Origin of the sequence: Roseobacter sp. (assembly GCF_024639605.1) — a bacterium.
In the GTDB taxonomy this organism is placed as follows: Bacteria; Pseudomonadota; Alphaproteobacteria; order Rhodobacterales; family Rhodobacteraceae; genus Roseobacter.
Window position 1 is genome coordinate 13,671 of sequence record NZ_JAHEHZ010000011.1, and the last position, 17,063, is coordinate 30,733.

Here is a 17,063-nt window from a genome sequence, read left to right on the forward strand (position 1 = left end):
ACCCGCCCGAGGTGAGCAGACCGCCAATGACCCCGACAATTGCATATGTGACAGATCCGCGGTTTCCCGGCGGCACATCATCAGCCATCGCCGCCGAACTTGCAGCGATCTCGGACATGGTCCGCCCGGCGGTCTACGGCCTGAGCACCGCAATGTTCCGGGACCGCGAAGATGCACCGGTTCTGACCGACGCGCTTGCCGCACTGAACCTCACTCTGATCCGGGACCCCGAAGAAATCGCCGCGGACATTGTGATTTTCCACAACCCGGCCTGCCTCAAGTTTCAGAATACTCCCGGCACCCGGATCATCGCCCGGCACCTGATTGTCGTGACCCACGAGAATTTCCTGCGGCCCGGAGGACATGAGGCCTTTGACGTGGCGAACTGTCTTGACCAGATCGCGGGCGCATCCGTGGCGCTGACACGCAGCCTCGCGCCGGTCTCTGATGCCAACCGCAGCACAGTGAGCGACTGGATGGATCGGCATCCTGCCGGTGCGCGCTGGCAGCAAACCCAGGACAACTGGCCGAATATCTGTGACTTTGACCTGATCGCCCCGACGGCCCGGCCCGCAGACAGGCGCGGGCGACATTCCCGGCCGGGGTTCGAAAAATTTCCTTCTCGCGAAACCATGGATCTGTGCTTCCCGTCCGATGCAGCATCAAGTGTGATCCTCGGCGCGGATCACCTCGCTGATGACCCGGACCGCCCTCCCCACTGGACGCTGATCCCGTTTCAGGGTCTTTCCGTCGCGCAATACTTTGATATGATTGATTTCATGGTTTATTATACCGCCCCGACCTGGCACGAAAGCTTTGGACGCGTGCTTGCCGAGGCGATCGCGGCGGGCAAGATCGTGATCACCGATCCCGGGACCGCGCAGACTTTTCAGGGGGGCGTGAAGGCCGCAACCCCGGATGAGGTCAGCGACATCATCGCCGGGTACATTGCCGATCCCGACCGGTACCAGGCCGATGTGCGGGCCGGACAGCGCAGTCTTGATGCCTTTTCAGCCGCCGCCTTCCGGCGCATGTTCAGCGATGTTCTGAGCCGTTCCGGCGAGGCTGTGCTGTGATCCTGCTCTGCTCCGGTCAGATTTCCCTGCGGCATCTGGATGCGCTGCTGCTGTTTGCCACCGGCCTGCGCGAGGCCGGGTACAGCGTTGCCATTGACGACCGGTTTGCGCCCGCTGGCATGTCCCGGCACCAGAAATTCGAAGCGGTCCCCTTTCTGGCGGCCCCGGATGATATAACGCCCGGTTGCATCGTGATTATCGCCGCCGAGGACATCTCCGAAGAGGTCCAGACACTGCTGCGCGCGGCCCCGCCCCCCCCGGGAACGCCGGTCAGGGCAGTCGGGTATTTCGAGACCCCGCAGGCGCGGATCAACAGCCGCAACAGGATTGCCTATGCTACGGGCACAGAGCCGGAGGTCATCAACCGCGGCACACCACACAGCAAACAGCTGATTGAAGCACCGGTGGTACCGCTGGTCACCGCCATAGCCCGGGCACCGGTCCAGTCTGAGGGCGCACGCACCAGCCTGCTCGTCTATATGCCCGAAGACATGCTGGAAGAAGAAGGCGTGCTGCATGATCTGGCCACCCTGCGGCATGCGCCACGCACCGATCTGCACATACTGACGACAGCGAAGGGCAAAGCGATCATCCGTCAGTCGCGCCATGCCGGGCTGTCGGTCTTCGGCTATGGCGAGCTTGCACCGGCCAATCTGCTGACTTATGCGGACGTCTTTGCATTTTTCGGTCCGGGAATACCGGGAGAACGCATGGCGTTTCTGGCGCTGATTGCGATGGGATCGGGCAAAGTGGTGATCGACTGCACCACCTCGGCGGCCTTCAAAACCGCAGGGGCGCCGGCGCTGAGCGGACCTGAACACGCCGCCGCTCTTGCAGGCTATCTGGCCGATACCGTGGCCGGCAGCCGGCGCGAGATAGGCCGCCGCATTCTGCTTGATCCGTGGTTGCGGGCCTGCGATATCGCGACCCTCACAGAAAGCCTGTCTCTGCGCCCTTCCCCGGCAGCCTCGCCGGACGAACGCGCGCCCGCGACGGTTTTTTTCCCCACTAACGGTGTCGGGCTCGGGCATGCACAGCGCTGTGCCCTGATCGCGGACGGTCTGCCCGGCGAAAGTGCCGTCCGTTTTGCAGCCTTCCCGAGCTGCACCGATTTGCTGCGCCGACGCGGTTACGACTGCATGCCGGTCATCGCCCGCAGTGATGCGCATGAGGACGCGTTTGCGGCTGATCTGATCAACTATCTGCGGCTGCGCGACATGCTGGCGCCCGGGGACACGCTTGTTTTTGACGGCGGCTTTGTGTTCGATTCCGTTTACCGCGTTGTGTCCGAGCTGAAAATTCCTGCCTGGTGGATCCGGCGCGGGCTTTGGCAGCCCGAACATATCAATCCCAACGTGCTGGAACGAGAACGGGCTTTTACCGGGGTGATCACCCCGGACGAGGCCTTTCCAGAACTCAATGATGTGTATTCCAGCGGTAATCATATTCACCGCGTGGGCCCGGTGGTCCGCACCGATGCTTCCTCGCCGAAAGAAAGAGCCGGTCTGCGCAAACGTCTGGGCAAAGCCTTCAACCGGCCGGTGGATACACTCGCCGTCAGCATGCTGGGCAGCGGCATGGCGTCAGAACGTACCGCACAGGTGCAGATGCTGTGCAGTCTGATGGAGGAACGTGAAAACTGCCTGCACCTGGTCGTTGTCTGGCCTCATGCGGTTGTCGCCAGTGATTTCGGCCAGTGGCACAACAGTTTTGCGGTGCGTACCGACCAGACGCTGAGCCTGTGTGCCGCGGCGGATCTTGTGGTGTCGGCGGCTGGGTATAATTCATTCCACGAACTGCTTTATGCCGGAATCCCGTCGATCATGATCCCGAACCATGCGACCTATCTTGACGACCAGGAGAAACGCGCCCGGGCGGCGGCAGACCGTAACCTTGCGCGCTTTGTAGCGGCAACGGATCTGCTGACCCTGCAACGTGAGGTGGACGGTCTTCTCGACGGCACGGTTCGCGCAGAGATTGCAGCGGCATTTACAGAAGTGCCACTACCCGAGCGGGGCAACAATGCCGCCGCAGAACTCATCAGAGGGGTAAACAGCAGGTGAGCGATCCGCAGACATATCTCGACGTGCTGGCCCGCCTGCCCGCCGCAGCGCCGACCGGTCTTGACGATCTTTTGTCCGGCTCCGGGCAGCCCGCGCAGGGACACGTGTTGCCGGGCGGACGTTTCATACCCTCGCCAGCTCTGTGGGAGACGGATGCGCCACGTGTCTCGCGCATCGGTCTGCGGGTCACCCGGCCTCCGGCTGATCTGCGCCGTATCGCCGCGCGTCTTGCCGCCATCGCGCTGGAGCGCGCGGTGTATCCGGTCGTGATCAGCCATGTCGGCGTTTGTGGCCTGCAGCAGTACGGGTTTCGTGTGGAACAGGTCGCGGGAACGGACGAGGAAGACCGGCGGTGCAGCGAAGAGCAGATCCGTCGCCTATGGAACCTCGCAATTATCGTGGACGCGCAGGAGCTGACCGGCTTCGGATAGACGCCAGCTTCCCGGATCAGACACGCCGGATGCAGCGCCTGCTGCGGGACCACTAAGAATACTCTCACAATTGGCGCACAAAGCCCGCCGGGTTCCCGGCGCTTTTACGTCCGGACAGGCATTTCACGTGCGGAAATAACCGGCACAGGCCTCGCGGTCAGGGCTCGGGCGTGAGCTCATTCAGCACACACCAGGACTGCAACAGACGCACAGCAGAGTCCGAGGCAATCCTGCGTCGCTCAAGCCGCACTCTCAAAGCGGCACTCTGCGCCTGCGCGAGCGGGCCGTCTTTCACCGGCACCGCATTCAGATCGTCCTCCTCATCCTTGCTCAGAACAAACTGCGTCCCCAGCGCAAGTTCCGGAAAACCTCTGTATGAACCAATATATTCCAGCAGCAGAAAATTACGGAATACGCTTCCGTCCATGCGCCTGTTTTTCAGGATGACCTGGGTTCGGCGCCGCTCCCGGAGCGCCAGGCGGACCTCTGCGCGCGCTTCATAGTTGGGAAATTCAGCCTGCAGAAAGCGACAGTTCTGACCCAGTTGCGCATCCGTGCAGCCGGTCATGTCCTTAAAACTCGAATTCATGAAAATCAGCGGTGCATCTTCAGCGGATAAATTCGACAACGTCAGTGCAAATAGCACCCGATTAAGGGTTTCCTCCAGGGACCCAAGAGCTAAATTAAAACGGTCGTCCATCGTCTGCCTCTTATCCTTCACGCTTCCGGTTTTACCTTCTATGTCCCGAAATACAAATACTGACGAGCCTGTCATCATTGGCATCGGCGCGTCCGCCGGCGGGCTCGAAGCCTTTCAGCAACTTCTGACCGGCCTGCCCGACGCGCATGATCTTATTCTCATCCTGGTGCAACATCTCGACCCGGACCACGAAAGCCTGATGCCGGAGCTTGTCGCGGCGAAAACGAAATCTCCTGTGCACAGCGTAGAAGACAACATGCAGATCGAGCGCGGACATATTTATCTGATCCCGCCGGGCTATGAGATGGAAATAATCGGATTGTCGTTGCGGCTGACGAAATTTTCCGCGCCCCGCGGGCTGCGTCGTCCGATCGACCGGTTCTTTAACAGCCTCGCCAAAGAGCATGGCGAAAACGTCATCGCAGTTGTTCTGTCAGGCACTGGCAGTGACGGTGCGAACGGTGCGCGGGAAATTAAAGGACAAGGCGGTCTGGTCTTTGTCCAGGACCCGCGCCAGGCCAAATACGACGGCATGCCACAAAGCGTGCTCGACCTGTGCGGGGCCGATGTCACGTCGAACGCGGAAGAGATCATCGATGTCGTGCGCGATTATTTCAACCTGCGCACGGGCAGGCACGAGGGCATGGAAACGGATGCCGAATTTCTCTCACGGATCATGCGGCATGTCCGCTTTCGCACCGGGCACGATTTCACTGAATACAAAGACGCCACAATGCTCAGGCGGATCGCGGTGCGGATGTCTGTGCTCAATCTGAGTTCGCCCAATGACTACCTGAAATACATGGCGGAAACAAAAAGCGAAGCCGATCTTCTCTTTCGGGATCTGCTGATCAACGTAACCAGCTTTTTCCGCGACGAGGATCATTTTGACACGCTGAAAGCCGAGATCATCCCTGAGCTGGTAGAGCAGACCGAAGAGCACGGCGAACTGCGTATCTGGGTGGCAGGCTGCTCGACAGGGGAAGAAGCCTATTCCATCGCCATGCTCGCCGCGGAAGAAATCAGTCGGGTAAATAAGCAGTGCAAGGTCGTGATCTTTGGCACCGACATCGATGAGCAGGCGCTGAGCGTTGCCCGCCACGGCCGCTATCCTGACGCCATTGCAGACGCCATCCCCGCCAACCTGATGGATCGGTATTTCAAACCCACAAAGGAAGGTTATGAAGTCGGCCCGCAACTGCGCGAGATGGTCCGGTTTTCACGGCACAGCTTTATCAAGGATCCGCCCTTTTCCAAGCTCGATATGGTCTCGTGCCGGAACGTGCTGATCTATCTCAAGGATACTTTGCAGGAACTGACGGGGCGGGTCTTTCACTACGCTCTGAACGAAAGCGGGTTTTTGTTCCTGGGGCCCAGTGAAAACCCGAAATCGATCCTGACATACTTTGATGAGATTTCGGCGCGCGCGCGCATCTTCCGGCGCAAGCCGGGTGCCGCGAAACCGCTGAACCTTGGCAGCCTGTCAGGCGCTGTGATGAACCGGCACAAAACGACGGCAGAAAAAACCGCGACCACGACAGAATTATCAGACCTTGACCGGGTGATCCTCAATGAATTCGCGCCCGCTTATCTGCACACCGATACCCGGGGCGATGTGATATTCTCTTCGGCCAACGCAAGCAGATATCTCACCATCCGGGCCGGCAAAGTGAGCACAGGTCTGTTCAGCATCATCGCCCCTGAACTCGAATCGACCTTCCGCAGGGTCGCCCGGACCGACCCGAAGCCGGGTGCCGCGGGCGAGATTGAATTTCAGGGAGAGATCAGCGGTCGACCCGAACGGCTGATCGTTTCAGCGCGACGGCTTGATGATGGCACGCAGCTTTTCGTCATCCGCGACAATCTGCAACTCCTCGACAGCCGGCCAGGAGGGACCGCGGATCAGGGGTCCAAGCAGGACGCCTATGTCAATCAGCTCGAAACGGAGCTTGACGACGCTAAACAGGCGGTGCGCACCACCGTGGAAGAGCTCGAGACATCAAACGAAGAGCTTAAAAGCTCAAACGAAGAAATGATGTCGATGAACGAGGAGCTGCAATCGGCCAATGAAGAGCTGACCACGATCAACGACGAGTTGCAGGAGAAGCTGCGTGCGCTCAATCAGGCCAATGTGGACCTCAACAATTTCGTACAGAGCGCCCGCGTCCCGTCTGTTTTCCTCGACGCGGATCTGCGGCTGCTGCGCTTCACCCCTGAAGCGGAGCGGTATTTCAGCTTCACCGAAAAAGACCTCGGCCGCAACCTCGCCGATCTGAGCGCCGAAATTGATCAGGACCGGCTGATTGAACTGTGTAAAAAAACCGTCACGGACCAGCTGGAGCGCGAAGAAGAGTTTCTGACAAAGAACGAAAAAGTCAGCCTGTCAGTTCGGGTGATGCCCTATTCGCCTGACGGCAAGGACAGCCTCGGCGCTGTCTTTACCCTGCAGGACGTGACCGAACTGCGCAAAGCTGTCCGGACGGCGGATTACGCCAAGGCGCTGGCAGATCGTCAGAAGGCCGAGGTCGAACAGATATATAAACACAGCCCCATGGCCATGGGTCTGGTGGGCCGCGACATGCGCTATATCAGGCTCAATGAGAAGCTGGCTGAAATTAACGGCGCGCCGGTCGATCAGCACATCGGCCGACGGATCCGCGATATCATCCCCGATGTCGCCGATCACACCGAACAGCTGATCCGCACAGTTCTGGAGACCGGAAAACCGATCTTTAAAGAGCGGGTGACCGGCAGCACCCTGAACGAACCCGACAGAGTTCATATCTGGGAAAGCGACTGGCTGCCTTTTTACACCGGCGAAGGGCTCACAGGCGTCTCAGTCAACGTGAGGAACATCACAGAACAAGTTGAAACAGCGAACAATTTGCGCCGCATTATGCGCGAACTTGAGCATCGGGTAAAAAACATGCTCTCCAACGTCAACGCGCTGATAAACCGCGCGGGGCGCGAGGCGACAACTGATCGGGCCGTTTTCGATACGCTGACCAACCGCATTCAGGGGCTGGCGAAAACCCACTCGCTGCTGACGGCGGAAAACTGGTCCTCGGCGTTGCTGCGTGACGTGATCGAACCCGAAACGGCAGGCGTTTATGGCGAAGACCGGGTGACGCTCTCGGGACCGGATGTATTCGTGACCTCCGAGGCCACACTGGCGATCGGAATGGCCATCCATGAACTGGCGACTAATGCCGCTAAATATGGTGCCTTTTCCGGCGAGGACGGGCATGTCAGTGTAAACTGGTCGCGTATCACCGACGCGAGGAGCGACAGGCTGATTATTCAGTGGAAAGAATCCGGCGGACCGCAGATCGGCGGACCAGACAAAACAGGCTTTGGCACGCAACTGATCAACTCCACGCTGGAGGGCAGTCTTGGCGGAACTGTGACGCCGGAATGGGAACAAAACGGGCTGCGCGTGGTTATTGAATTAAATTTCGACGATGTCACAGTCTCAAAAGGAGCATGATTGCGTGTTGAATGGCCTGAAGGTTTTGTATCTGGAAGATGAGCTTCTCGTGGCAATGGATACAGCCGAATACCTCGAAACGCTGGGGTTTGAGAGCGTTGCTGTAGCTTACCGTCTGGAAAGCGCGCATCAACTGATGGCAGACACCGATTTCGATCTGGCTGTTCTCGATATAAATGTGGACCGCGGACAGACCAGTATCGCGCTCGGACGCCAACTGGCCCAGGCGGGGACCCGCGTGATTTTTGCCTCAGGCAATGGCGGGGACGCAGATAAACTGCGCAGCGACGGTTTTGAATTTCTGGACAAGCCGTTTTCGCTGCCCGCGCTGGCGGACAAACTGCAGACGGCTGCAAAGGCTGAACCACAAAACAGCGCCCCCATGAACTGAAACCACGGCGGTTGCAGGCATGATACGCAGGGCTTCAGCTTCCGGTCCGCCGGGGCAGTTTCTCAGTGCTAAGGTACCCGTTTCCCCCTCGCATTTTGCTCAGGCCTGAGATGAGCCAACCGGGATTTGGGGCTGCAACGTGCTGCCGTGACGCCCGCCCCCGGCACAGATGAGGCGCCCCCTGTTGAGGGACGCCCCTTTGCTGATCAGGCAGTTTTATTCAAAGTTATAGGGCGCACCGGCCTGGTTGATGACGCTGTTATATTCTTTGAAGATGTTGACGATCTTCTGGTGCACTTCACCTTCCTGCGCCACTTCTTCCCAGAAAGCTTTGGCCGCATTCTCGACCTCGGCCCACTCTCCGGCGGGTACTGAACGCAATTGCAGCTTGTCGCCATTAGCGCGCAGTGCAGCCTCACCACCCCAGTACCACTGATTGCGATATGTGTGTCCCGCTTCGGTTGCCGCCATCACGACCGATTTCAGATGATCCGGCAGGTCCGCCCAGCGTTCCTGGTTCACAAACCAGGATCCGATCCAGGCACCGGAGATGTTGTTGGTCAGGAAATAGTCCGTCACATCCGCCCAGCCCACGGTGTAATCTTCGGTGATGCCCGACCATGCCATACCGTCGAGTTCACCGGTCTGCACTGCGACCTCGGCATCCTCATAGGGAATGTTCACCGGGACCACGCCGAACTGTGCGAGGAAGCGACCCGCCGTCGGGAATGTATAAAGCTTCAGACCATCAAGATCCGCCACGCTGGTGATCTCTTTTTTGGTGTTGAAGTTACAGGGATCCTGTCCTGCCGCCGAAAGCCATTTGACGCCGACCTTTGCGTATTCCTCTTCCCAGATGTCCTTCAGACCGTACTGGTTAAAGAGCACAGGCACGTCAAGTATGTGTTTGGTTGCAAAGGGAAAATAGCCACCGAACTGGCGCAAAGGCGTGGGCGAGGCCATTGAGTCGTCATCCGAGTGAACGCCGTCAAGGGTGCCACGCTGCAGCGCCTGGAAAAGCTCTCCGGTGGGCACGATCTGGTCGGCATAGAAAAGCTCTACCTCAAGCTCGCCGTTGGCATTGGCGTTGATGTAATCGATCACCGGCTTGGTGACGTGCTCTCCCAGCGCGCTGCCGGCATATGTCTGGAAACGCCATTTGATTGCCGTTTGCGCTTTGACGATTGCGGGACTGGCAAGCGTGGCAGCGGCACCGACACCTGCTGTGGTCAGAAACTTACGTCTGGTTGTCATGGGTCTTTCCTCTCTGTTGAAGGTCTTGTGAATTGCGTCCCGCATACCGGGATCTTTTTGTCTTTAATTTCCGTACACATACCCCGGCAGCCAAAGGGCGATTTCGGGGAAGGCCATGATTGTGGCGAGGGCCACAACCATCACCAGCACAAAAGGCAGGATTGAAGAATAGATGTCTTTCAGCGTTATCTCAGGCGGTGCCATCGCGCGCATCAGAAACAGGTTATAGCCAAACGGCGGTGTCATATATGCAATCTGTGTGGTGATCGTGTAAAGCACACCATACCATATCAGATCAAAGCCGAGCGCGCCCACCAGCGGCACATACAGCGGTGCGACAATTACCAGCATCGCCGTATCATCGAGAAAAGTGCCCATAAGGATAAAGCTGAGCTGCATCAGGATAAGGATCGTCCAGGGGCTGAGACCGAATTTCTCGGTAAACAGGCTCTCAATCGCTTTGACGGCACCCAGCCCGTCAAAAACCGCGCCAAAGGCCAGAGCCGCCAGGATGATCCACATGAACATGCACGAGATGCCAAGGGTCTTGCGCACGCTTGTCTCGAAGACGTCATAGGTCATCCGGCCTTTGAGCACGGCAGCCAGGAAGGCCGCGATCGCGCCGATGGCCGAGCTTTCCACCAGCGATGTCCAGCCGTTCACAAAAGGCACCATCATCGAAAAGAAGATAAAGAGCGGCAGCACGCCCGCCCCCAGCAGCCTGATTTTCTGTGCCATCGGCATGTCACGGTCCTCAGGCGGCAGCACGGGTCCGAGTGCCGGATTGAGGCGGCAACGGATCACGATATAGATCACGAACATCGCGGCCATCATCAGACCCGGCAGCACCCCGGCAAGCCAGAGCTGTCCCACCGGCTGACGCGCGATCATCGCATAAAGCACCAGCACCACAGAGGGCGGCACAAGGATGCCGAGCGATGATCCCGCCTGAATAACACCGGTCACCATGCGTTTGTCATAGCCGCGTTTGAGAAGCTCCGGCAGCGCAATCGTGGCTCCGATCGCCATGCCGGCAACCGACAGACCGTTCATCGCGGAGATCAGCACCATCAGCCCGATGGTGCCCACCGCAAGCCCGCCCGACAGCCCGCCCATCCAGACGTGGAACATTTTGTAAAGATCATCCGCAATCCGGGATTCCGACAGGATATAGCCCATGAAAATGAACATCGGCAGCGTCAGCAGCGGATACCATTTCATCAGCTTGATCGCGGCGGCAAATCCCAGATCATAGCCCCCCCGGTCACCCCAGAGAAAGAACGCCGCCACCACAGCGACAAATCCGATGGCGCCGAAAACACGCTGCCCGGTCAGCAGCATCAGCATCATCGAAGAGAACATGAGGATCGCGATGGCCTCATAGGACATCAGATCTTCTCCCCCATGTCGTAGCCTTTGAGGCGCAGTATGTCCTTGAAGAACTCGGAGAACGCCTGCAGCAACATCAGGAATATCCCCACAAGCATGATCGCCTTAACCGGCCAGAGATACGGGCGCCAGACTGAAGAGCTTCGCTCTCCGCCGTAGCTGATCGAATACTGAAAACTTTCCCAGCCGCCCCAGAGCAGAAAGATCAGATAGACAATCAGAAACACAATGGTCATCGCGTCGACCTGAGCCTTGCGGTGATCCGACCACTCGCCATAAAGCAGGTCCATCCGCACGTTTGCCCCCATCTGTATCGAGTAAGGCCCGCCCAGCATATAATAGGCGACCATGGCGAACTGCGCGACTTCCAGCGTCCAGAGTGACGGATCAAAGAAGGTTTTGCTGACAGACGACCAGAGCAGGATCGCCATCATCACAAAGATCCCGTACATCACCACGCGCCCGATGCGATAGTTCAGCCCGTCGATTATCCGGGTGTATCGCATCGCGAAATTCAGCATATGGCGGCACCGGCAGGTGTCAGGGCGCGTCTGATCCAGCCCGACAAAAGATCCGCCATCGCGGCCTGATCGCGCTCGTTTCCGATCAGATCGTTGCGCACTTCGAGCATCACGTTCAGGTGTCCGGGTCCGAGTGCGTGTTCTTTCAGTGTATGGGTCACACCATCCGCAGGCCCGTAAGGCTCATTTCGCCGCACGACACAGGCCCCCGGCGCATCTAACAACAGCGCATCCGCCAGACGGGTATCTTTGTCATGCAGAACGCCGATTTCGACATCCCTGTTCTGCCCGTGATACACAGGCGTGAAACTGTGCACCGTCACAAGCACAGGGTCAGACACGCGGGCCAGCACCTCAGACAGAGCAGCACGGAAAGGTTCATAGTATGTCGCCACCCGATCCGCTTTCTGCGCCGTGCTAAGGCCTTTGTTGCCCGGCACGTCCACAATCTCGCTGCGTTCCGGCATCGCACCCGCCGCGTCGGGCGGCCGGTTACAGTCATAGATCAGGCGCGAGATGCGCGAGGCCACGAGCACCGCATCAAGCTGCCGCGACATGCCCCGGGCCACCGACACTGCGCCCGGATCCCAGGCGACGTGACTGTGCAGGGCATCCCCGCTCAGACCCAGATCGTCAAATTCGGCCGGAATATGCGCGCTGGCATGCTCGCAGACGAGTACGACAGGCGACGTTGCCTTTGCATTATACACCTCAACCACGGCGTCGTCGGATAGGCGTTCCGGATGATTCATTGCTGCTCCCACCCCGGAAAGGTCTTGCCAGGCGGGCATTCTGTCAACACAATTATGAAATATTTATCACAGGCCGCTTTAACCTGTTATTTTATCGCTCAACGACGAGGCATCTCCCCGGTGACAGATGCAAACCAGACGATTTCGGACCGCATTCACAAAGAGCTGGATACCTTTACCCGTGCCGAACGGCAGCTGGCGTTGTCGATCCTCGAGAACTACCCGGCGTCCGGACTCGGCCCGCTGACGGCGCTGGCCAGAAGCGCTGATGTCTCGGTGCCGACGGTCGCGCGCATGGTGCAGAAGCTGGGCTACAAAGGCTATCCGGATTTCCAGGCCGATCTGCGCGATGAACTGAGCGCAATCGCCAAAGGCCCGATTGCCAAGCATGAAACCTGGGCCGGGGCCGCTCCCTCAGGGCATATCCTGAACCGCTTTACCGAAGCTGTGATCGACAATATCCGGAACACCATGGCGCATATTGATCCGGTTGCCTTTGACGAGGCCTGCGCGCTTGTCGCGGATCAGAAGCGTCATCTCTACATCGTCGGCGGACGGATCACGCATACACTGGCCGAATACCTCTTTATGCATATGCAGGTCATCCGCCCGAACCTGACCCATGTGCAGTCGACGTCGAACACGTGGCCTCACTACCTGCTGAATGCTGCGGAGGGTGATGTTTTTGTAATCTTCGATGTGCGGCGCTATGAAAACAACACACTGAAACTGGCCGAAATGGCACGGGCGCGCGGGGCGAGACTGGTGCTCTTTACCGATCAGTGGCGATCGCCGGTGCACCGGCTCGCTGATATCACTCTGACCTGCCGGATCATTGTTCCTTCCGCCTGGGATTCGGTTGCAACGACGGTGCTTCTCGTCGAAAGCATGATCTCTCAGGTTCAGAATCTCGACTGGGACAACACCAAAGACCGGATGCAGGAGCTGGAAGAGATCTTTGATAAAACACGGCTTTTCCGGAAGTTTACCTGAACCGGCAGGTAACACCGCGCACCTGAGGCCGACGGTGATACGGTGTGGAGTTCAGGATCTCAGACAGGCGGCCCCGACGCCATGACGCCGGACAGCGATCCACAATGCCTTTCTGACGATGGATCCATGAAAACGCCAAACAGGGCACGCACTCCACGAGACCATCGCGTTCGTGAGAAGGTTTCCGGGTCGGATTGTCCGCGTCGCTTTCCCCCGGCAATCATTAGCGACGTCTCAGAACCCCAGTCTGTCGCGCAACCGGTAAGCCGCAATGGACGGAGCCAGAAACCAGGGGTCCCCGCGATAATATGGCCTGCCGGGAAACGGAAGCTTCGCCAGAGTAGTCTCGCCCGCCGGGTCATCCACCGCCATCAGGCCCAGTTTCATCCCGAGATAGCTGGCCATCCCGACACCAGAGCCACAATAGCCCATCGCATAGTAAATGCCCTCATCCTGCCCGATGTGCATCAGGCTGTCGAAGGTATAGCCGACAAAACCGGACCATGAGTGGCTTATCCTGACATCACCCAGTTCCGGAAAGAGCCGGATCAGTTCGGCCCTGAGCAAGGGCGCTGTTGCCCGGGCATCGGTTTCTCTGAGCGAGACGCGACCACCAAAGAGGATCCGTTTGCGGTCGGGCGACGGACGATAATAATAAACCAGCTTGCGGGTGTCGGAGAGGATGCGGTCCTTTGGCATCAGGCGGTCCATCACGGGCCTGGGAAGCTCCTCTGTCGCGATGATGTAGGATCCGATCGGGATCACCCGCCGCTGCAGTGAGGGTGTCAGTCCGGTGGTGTAGCCATTGGTGGCCACAATCACCCGCCCGGCCCTGACGCTGCCATGGCGTGTGCTGACGCGGGTGACACCGTTATCAGGTGCCAGCGCCTCCACCGGGCAATGGCTGACGAGCTGAACACCCGCAGCGCGTACCTTTTCCAGCAACCCCGCATGATAGCGCCCCGGATGAAGGCTCGCGTGATGCGGATAGACGATACCGCCGAAATACGCATCGGTGCCAAGCTCCTCATGCTGGGAGGCGCGGGGCACCATGAACGTATCGTTGCCCCCTGCCCCGGCGGCCAGTTTTTCGTACTGGCGGGCGGTATGCGCGCCGTGAAAGCGGCCCGGCACCTGAAAGTTACAGTCAATGCCCTCGGATCGCACGAAATCTTCGATGTACTCCCGCGATGCCTGACCATCAGCCAGAATGCCGTTTGCGATCTCTGCCCCGTATTTCCGGGTCAGGGCCGCTTTGCCCGGTTTGACCGAGGTCGAAATCTGCCCGCCGTTCCGGCTGCTGGCGCCGTGTCCGTGCGCCTCTGCATCCACGACAAGCACAGAGCGCCCCGCACGGGCGACGCGCAGAGCAGCATGCAGCCCGGTATAGCCGGAGCCGACAACCAGAACATCGACGGTTCGCGGCAGATCCGTGGGTGTCGGGTCTTCCCGCGGAGCATGATCCCACCAGTAAGGCGCGGGCCTGAAGTCATCGGTGAACATGTCTGCCGCCCTCTTCGTGATCAGAAAGGATCAGGTCTGCGCCCTTCTCTCCTACCATAATGGTGGGTGCATTGGTGTTGCCTGATGTCACGGTCGGAAACACCGACGCATCCACCACCCGCAACCCCGTTACCCCGTGCACCCGGAGCCGTGCATCAACCACATCGCATGTCACATCCGGCCCCATCCTGCAGGTGCTGACCGGGTGAAAGACCGTGCCTGCGGTTTCCCGGATATAGGCAAGCATATCCGCATCTGTGGCGATGTCAGCACCCGGGCGCGTTTCGCGTTCAATTACCCCGGCCAATGACGGGCTTTGCGACAGTTTGCGCAGCAACCACGCTCCTTCCAGCATTTCCTGAACATCGAGATCAGTGCTGAGGTACCGCGGGTGGATCACGGGCGCCACCATCGGATCGGGAGACGCAATCTCCAGATATCCGCGACTTGTAGGGCGCGTCGGCTGCGCCCCTGTCAGAAAGCCCGAAAACGGATCAGGGTTCATCAGCGGACGCACTCCGGGCGGCGCTTTGGTGTAGCTCACCGGCGAGAAATAAAGCTGGATGTTCGGGCGCGGCGCGTCCGGGCGGGATTTCACGAAGCCCCCCGCCTGGTTCACGCCCAGCGACAAAGGCCCGCCCCGGGTCAGCACATAGCGCATCCCGTGCCACAGCTTCCCCTGCCAGGAATGCAGCTGGTCGTTCAGTGTGGGCACTTTTGAGCGATAGAGAAAATCAACCGCCAGATGGTCCTGCAGATTGCGCCCTACGCCCGGCAGATTGTGCAGCACGTCAATGCCCTGCGCGCGCAACACCGCTTCCGGCCCCACGCCGGAGAGTTGCAGCAGTTGCGGAGAGTTGACCGCCCCGGCCGACAACACCACTTCACGCCGCGCGGTCGCCTGACGCAACGCGCCGCGCCGGCTGTATTCCACGCCGGTGGCGCGCGCGCCCCTGAACAGAACCCGCGTCGCCTGCGCGTGCTTTTCTATACGCAGGTTCTGGCGCCGTTTTGCAGGCCCGATATATGCCCGCGCGGCAGACATGCGCATCCCGCCCCTGGCGGTGTTCTGATACGTGCCGACGCCCTCCTGGCAAGCGCCATTGAAATCCGGGTTATGTGGCCACTGATTTTCCTGACCGGCCGCGATAAAGGTCTGGCACATCGGGTGCAGAAACGGATCCATCGTCGAGACATGCAACGGTCCGCTGCCGCCGCGCAGATCATCCGCGCCCCGGTCATTGGTCTCAGATTTCCGGAAAAAAGGCAGCACGTCTTTCCAGCCCCAGCCGGGATTGCCCATCGCTTCCCAGTCGTCAAAATCCGCAGGCTGACCCCGGATATAGACCATCGCATTAATCGAACTGGACCCGCCCATTACACGGCCACGGGGCCAGTATGATCTGCGGTTGTTCAGCGCCGGGTCGGGTTCGGCCTGATAGCGCCAGTTGAGCCGCTTGTGATGGAACGCTTTGCCATAGCCGATCGGCATCCAGATCCAGGGATGCAGATCACTGCCGCCGGCTTCCAGCAGCAGCACCGTGTATTTGCCGTTCTCGCTCAGCCGGTTGGCCAGCACGCAGCCTGCCGACCCCGCACCTACGATGATAAAATCGTACTCCGCCACCGCCCGTGCCTTCAGGTTTCCGGCGGATCGCGCTGCACAAGAACGCTGACGAGCGCCAGCAGACCTGAGCCGATGATCAGAAAGAACGACACCGCATTAAGCACCGGCGTCGAGCCGACTTTGGCCATGCGGTCAAACATGGTGATCGTGAGCGGGGCCTCTGAGCCCACAAGAAAGAGCGTAGTGTTGAAGTTCTCGAAAGAGACGAGAAAGGCCACGATCCATGCCGCAATGATCGCCGGGCGCAGGAAGGGCAGAGTCACCGTGCGCAGCACGCGCGCCCGGGTGGCGCCGAGGTTCAGCGCGGCTTCCTCCATGGAAGAGTCGAATTTCTTCAGCCGTGCGGAAATCACCAGTGACGTGATTGTCGTGATGAAGGAGAACTGCCCCAGCACCACCAGCGGCAGACCGGGCCTCAGCATTTCGATCTCAATGCTGAAGTTGTCCTCCATCCCGTTGGCGATATTGCTGGCCATGACCAGAATGGAGATGCCGAGGATCACGCCGGGGATGACCAGCGGCAGGATCATCAGAATGTAGAAAAAGTTTTTGGCCGGAAACTCGCCGCGCACAAAGAGAAAAGCGTTGCAGGTCGCCACAAAAACCGAGAGGGACGCCACCAGAACACCAATGACGCCCGAGTAATAAAGCCCGCGCAACAGGCGACGGTCATGGAACATGCCCAGCTTGGGCTCGGTATCATTAAAGAACCAGTCCAGCGTGAACCCCTGCCAGGGCAGCGCGGGAAACAGCGAGTCGTTAAAGGCGAAGGTTCCGGCCGCAATCAGCGGCGCTGCGAGAAACACAAAGAAGGCACCGACATAGAGCCGGTAGCCCAGCAGGAACCCTTTGTTATGTGTGGAAACAGCCATCGCG

14 protein-coding genes are annotated in these 17,063 nt (G+C 59.2%); 6 read left to right on the plus strand and 8 right to left on the minus strand.

Annotated elements, in window-relative coordinates; all coding sequences use genetic code 11:
* Positions 1 to 26 precede the first annotated feature (26 nt).
* The 3 genes from Q0M35_RS02740 to Q0M35_RS02750 are packed head-to-tail and all read left to right on the plus strand — an operon-like array spanning position 27 to position 3,570.
* Positions 27 to 1,076 carry a hypothetical protein gene (locus tag Q0M35_RS02740; RefSeq protein WP_295311942.1) on the plus strand — a complete coding sequence of 350 codons (1,050 nt, stop codon included), beginning with the start codon at positions 27 to 29 and terminating at the stop codon, positions 1,074 to 1,076.
* Positions 1,073 to 3,139 (plus strand): glycosyltransferase, encoded by a 2,067-nt coding sequence (locus Q0M35_RS02745; protein WP_295311944.1) that lies wholly within the window; start codon positions 1,073 to 1,075, stop codon positions 3,137 to 3,139. Before Q0M35_RS02740 ends, Q0M35_RS02745 begins: the two co-directional genes overlap by 4 nt.
* On the plus strand, positions 3,136 to 3,570 hold the full coding sequence (locus tag Q0M35_RS02750; RefSeq protein ID WP_295311946.1) for a hypothetical protein: 435 nt from the start codon (positions 3,136 to 3,138) through the stop codon (positions 3,568 to 3,570). Before Q0M35_RS02745 ends, Q0M35_RS02750 begins: the two co-directional genes overlap by 4 nt.
* A 157-nt stretch (positions 3,571 to 3,727) precedes the next feature.
* On the opposite strand, the gene Q0M35_RS02755 is transcribed toward Q0M35_RS02750, so the two are convergent.
* Positions 3,728 to 4,354 carry a hypothetical protein gene (locus Q0M35_RS02755; protein WP_295311947.1) on the minus strand — a complete coding sequence of 209 codons (627 nt, stop codon included), beginning with the start codon at positions 4,352 to 4,354 and terminating at the stop codon, positions 3,728 to 3,730.
* On the opposite strand from Q0M35_RS02755, the gene Q0M35_RS02760 reads away from it, so the two are divergent.
* Both Q0M35_RS02760 and Q0M35_RS02765 read left to right on the plus strand, forming a co-directional pair.
* Entirely contained in the window at positions 4,311 to 7,757 is a 3,447-nt protein-coding gene (locus Q0M35_RS02760; protein WP_295311949.1) for a CheR family methyltransferase, read from the plus strand. The two genes, Q0M35_RS02755 and Q0M35_RS02760, sit on opposite strands and share 44 nt — an antisense overlap.
* A gap of 4 nt (positions 7,758 to 7,761) precedes the next feature.
* On the plus strand, positions 7,762 to 8,148 hold the full coding sequence (locus tag Q0M35_RS02765) for a response regulator (protein WP_295311951.1): 387 nt from the start codon (positions 7,762 to 7,764) through the stop codon (positions 8,146 to 8,148).
* 216 nt (positions 8,149 to 8,364) lie between these two features.
* Here the strand turns inward: Q0M35_RS02765 and Q0M35_RS02770 are convergent, their stop codons facing one another.
* The 4 genes from Q0M35_RS02770 to Q0M35_RS02785 form a co-directional block, all read right to left on the minus strand.
* Complete coding sequence (locus tag Q0M35_RS02770) at positions 8,365 to 9,402, minus strand: TRAP transporter substrate-binding protein (protein ID WP_295311953.1); 1,038 nt, start codon at positions 9,400 to 9,402, stop codon at positions 8,365 to 8,367.
* A 63-nt stretch (positions 9,403 to 9,465) separates the two neighbouring features.
* Positions 9,466 to 10,791: a TRAP transporter large permease subunit gene (locus tag Q0M35_RS02775; RefSeq protein WP_295311955.1), complete on the minus strand. Its 1,326-nt coding sequence runs from the start codon at positions 10,789 to 10,791 to the stop codon at positions 9,466 to 9,468.
* Positions 10,791 to 11,312 (minus strand): TRAP transporter small permease subunit, encoded by a 522-nt coding sequence (locus Q0M35_RS02780; protein WP_295311957.1) that lies wholly within the window; start codon positions 11,310 to 11,312, stop codon positions 10,791 to 10,793. Before Q0M35_RS02780 ends, Q0M35_RS02775 begins: the two co-directional genes overlap by 1 nt.
* Positions 11,306 to 12,064, minus strand: coding sequence for an N-formylglutamate amidohydrolase (locus Q0M35_RS02785; protein ID WP_295311959.1), 759 nt, complete (start codon positions 12,062 to 12,064; stop codon positions 11,306 to 11,308). The genes Q0M35_RS02780 and Q0M35_RS02785 overlap by 7 nt, the downstream gene beginning before the upstream one ends.
* 120 nt (positions 12,065 to 12,184) lie before the next feature.
* Here Q0M35_RS02785 and Q0M35_RS02790 point away from each other — a divergent pair, with 120 nt between their 5' ends.
* Positions 12,185 to 13,057: a MurR/RpiR family transcriptional regulator gene (locus Q0M35_RS02790; RefSeq protein WP_295311961.1), complete on the plus strand. Its 873-nt coding sequence runs from the start codon at positions 12,185 to 12,187 to the stop codon at positions 13,055 to 13,057.
* Between the two features lie 234 nt (positions 13,058 to 13,291).
* Here Q0M35_RS02790 and Q0M35_RS02795 read toward each other — a convergent pair whose 3' ends face one another.
* From Q0M35_RS02795 to Q0M35_RS02805, 3 genes are read right to left on the minus strand one after another with little or no spacing between them, the layout of a single operon-like run.
* Positions 13,292 to 14,560 (minus strand): FAD-binding oxidoreductase, encoded by a 1,269-nt coding sequence (locus Q0M35_RS02795; RefSeq protein ID WP_295311962.1) that lies wholly within the window; start codon positions 14,558 to 14,560, stop codon positions 13,292 to 13,294.
* A complete protein-coding gene (locus tag Q0M35_RS02800; RefSeq protein ID WP_295311964.1) occupies positions 14,547 to 16,187 on the minus strand; it encodes a choline dehydrogenase in 1,641 nt (546 codons plus the stop codon). Before Q0M35_RS02800 ends, Q0M35_RS02795 begins: the two co-directional genes overlap by 14 nt.
* Before the next feature lie 11 nt (positions 16,188 to 16,198).
* A complete protein-coding gene (locus tag Q0M35_RS02805) occupies positions 16,199 to 17,059 on the minus strand; it encodes an ABC transporter permease (RefSeq protein ID WP_295311965.1) in 861 nt (286 codons plus the stop codon).
* Positions 17,060 to 17,063 lie beyond the last annotated feature (4 nt).

Bases quoted from the DNA above. Each gene is read 5' to 3' on its own strand.
- Q0M35_RS02760 (WP_295311949.1), top strand. From the start codon at position 4,311: ATGTCCCGAAATACAAATACTGACGAGCCTGTCATCATTGGCATCGGC.
- Q0M35_RS02805 (WP_295311965.1), bottom strand. From the start codon at position 17,059: ATGGCTGTTTCCACACATAACAAAGGGTTCCTGCTGGGCTACCGGCTC.
- Q0M35_RS02775 (WP_295311955.1), bottom strand. From the start codon at position 10,791: ATGTCCTATGAGGCCATCGCGATCCTCATGTTCTCTTCGATGATGCTG.
- Q0M35_RS02780 (WP_295311957.1), bottom strand. From the start codon at position 11,312: ATGCTGAATTTCGCGATGCGATACACCCGGATAATCGACGGGCTGAAC.
- Q0M35_RS02795 (WP_295311962.1), bottom strand. From the start codon at position 14,560: ATGTTCACCGATGACTTCAGGCCCGCGCCTTACTGGTGGGATCATGCT.
- Q0M35_RS02770 (WP_295311953.1), bottom strand. From the start codon at position 9,402: ATGACAACCAGACGTAAGTTTCTGACCACAGCAGGTGTCGGTGCCGCT.
- Q0M35_RS02755 (WP_295311947.1), bottom strand. From the start codon at position 4,354: ATGCCAATGATGACAGGCTCGTCAGTATTTGTATTTCGGGACATAGAA.
- Q0M35_RS02785 (WP_295311959.1), bottom strand. From the start codon at position 12,064: ATGAATCATCCGGAACGCCTATCCGACGACGCCGTGGTTGAGGTGTAT.
- Q0M35_RS02740 (WP_295311942.1), top strand. From the start codon at position 27: ATGACCCCGACAATTGCATATGTGACAGATCCGCGGTTTCCCGGCGGC.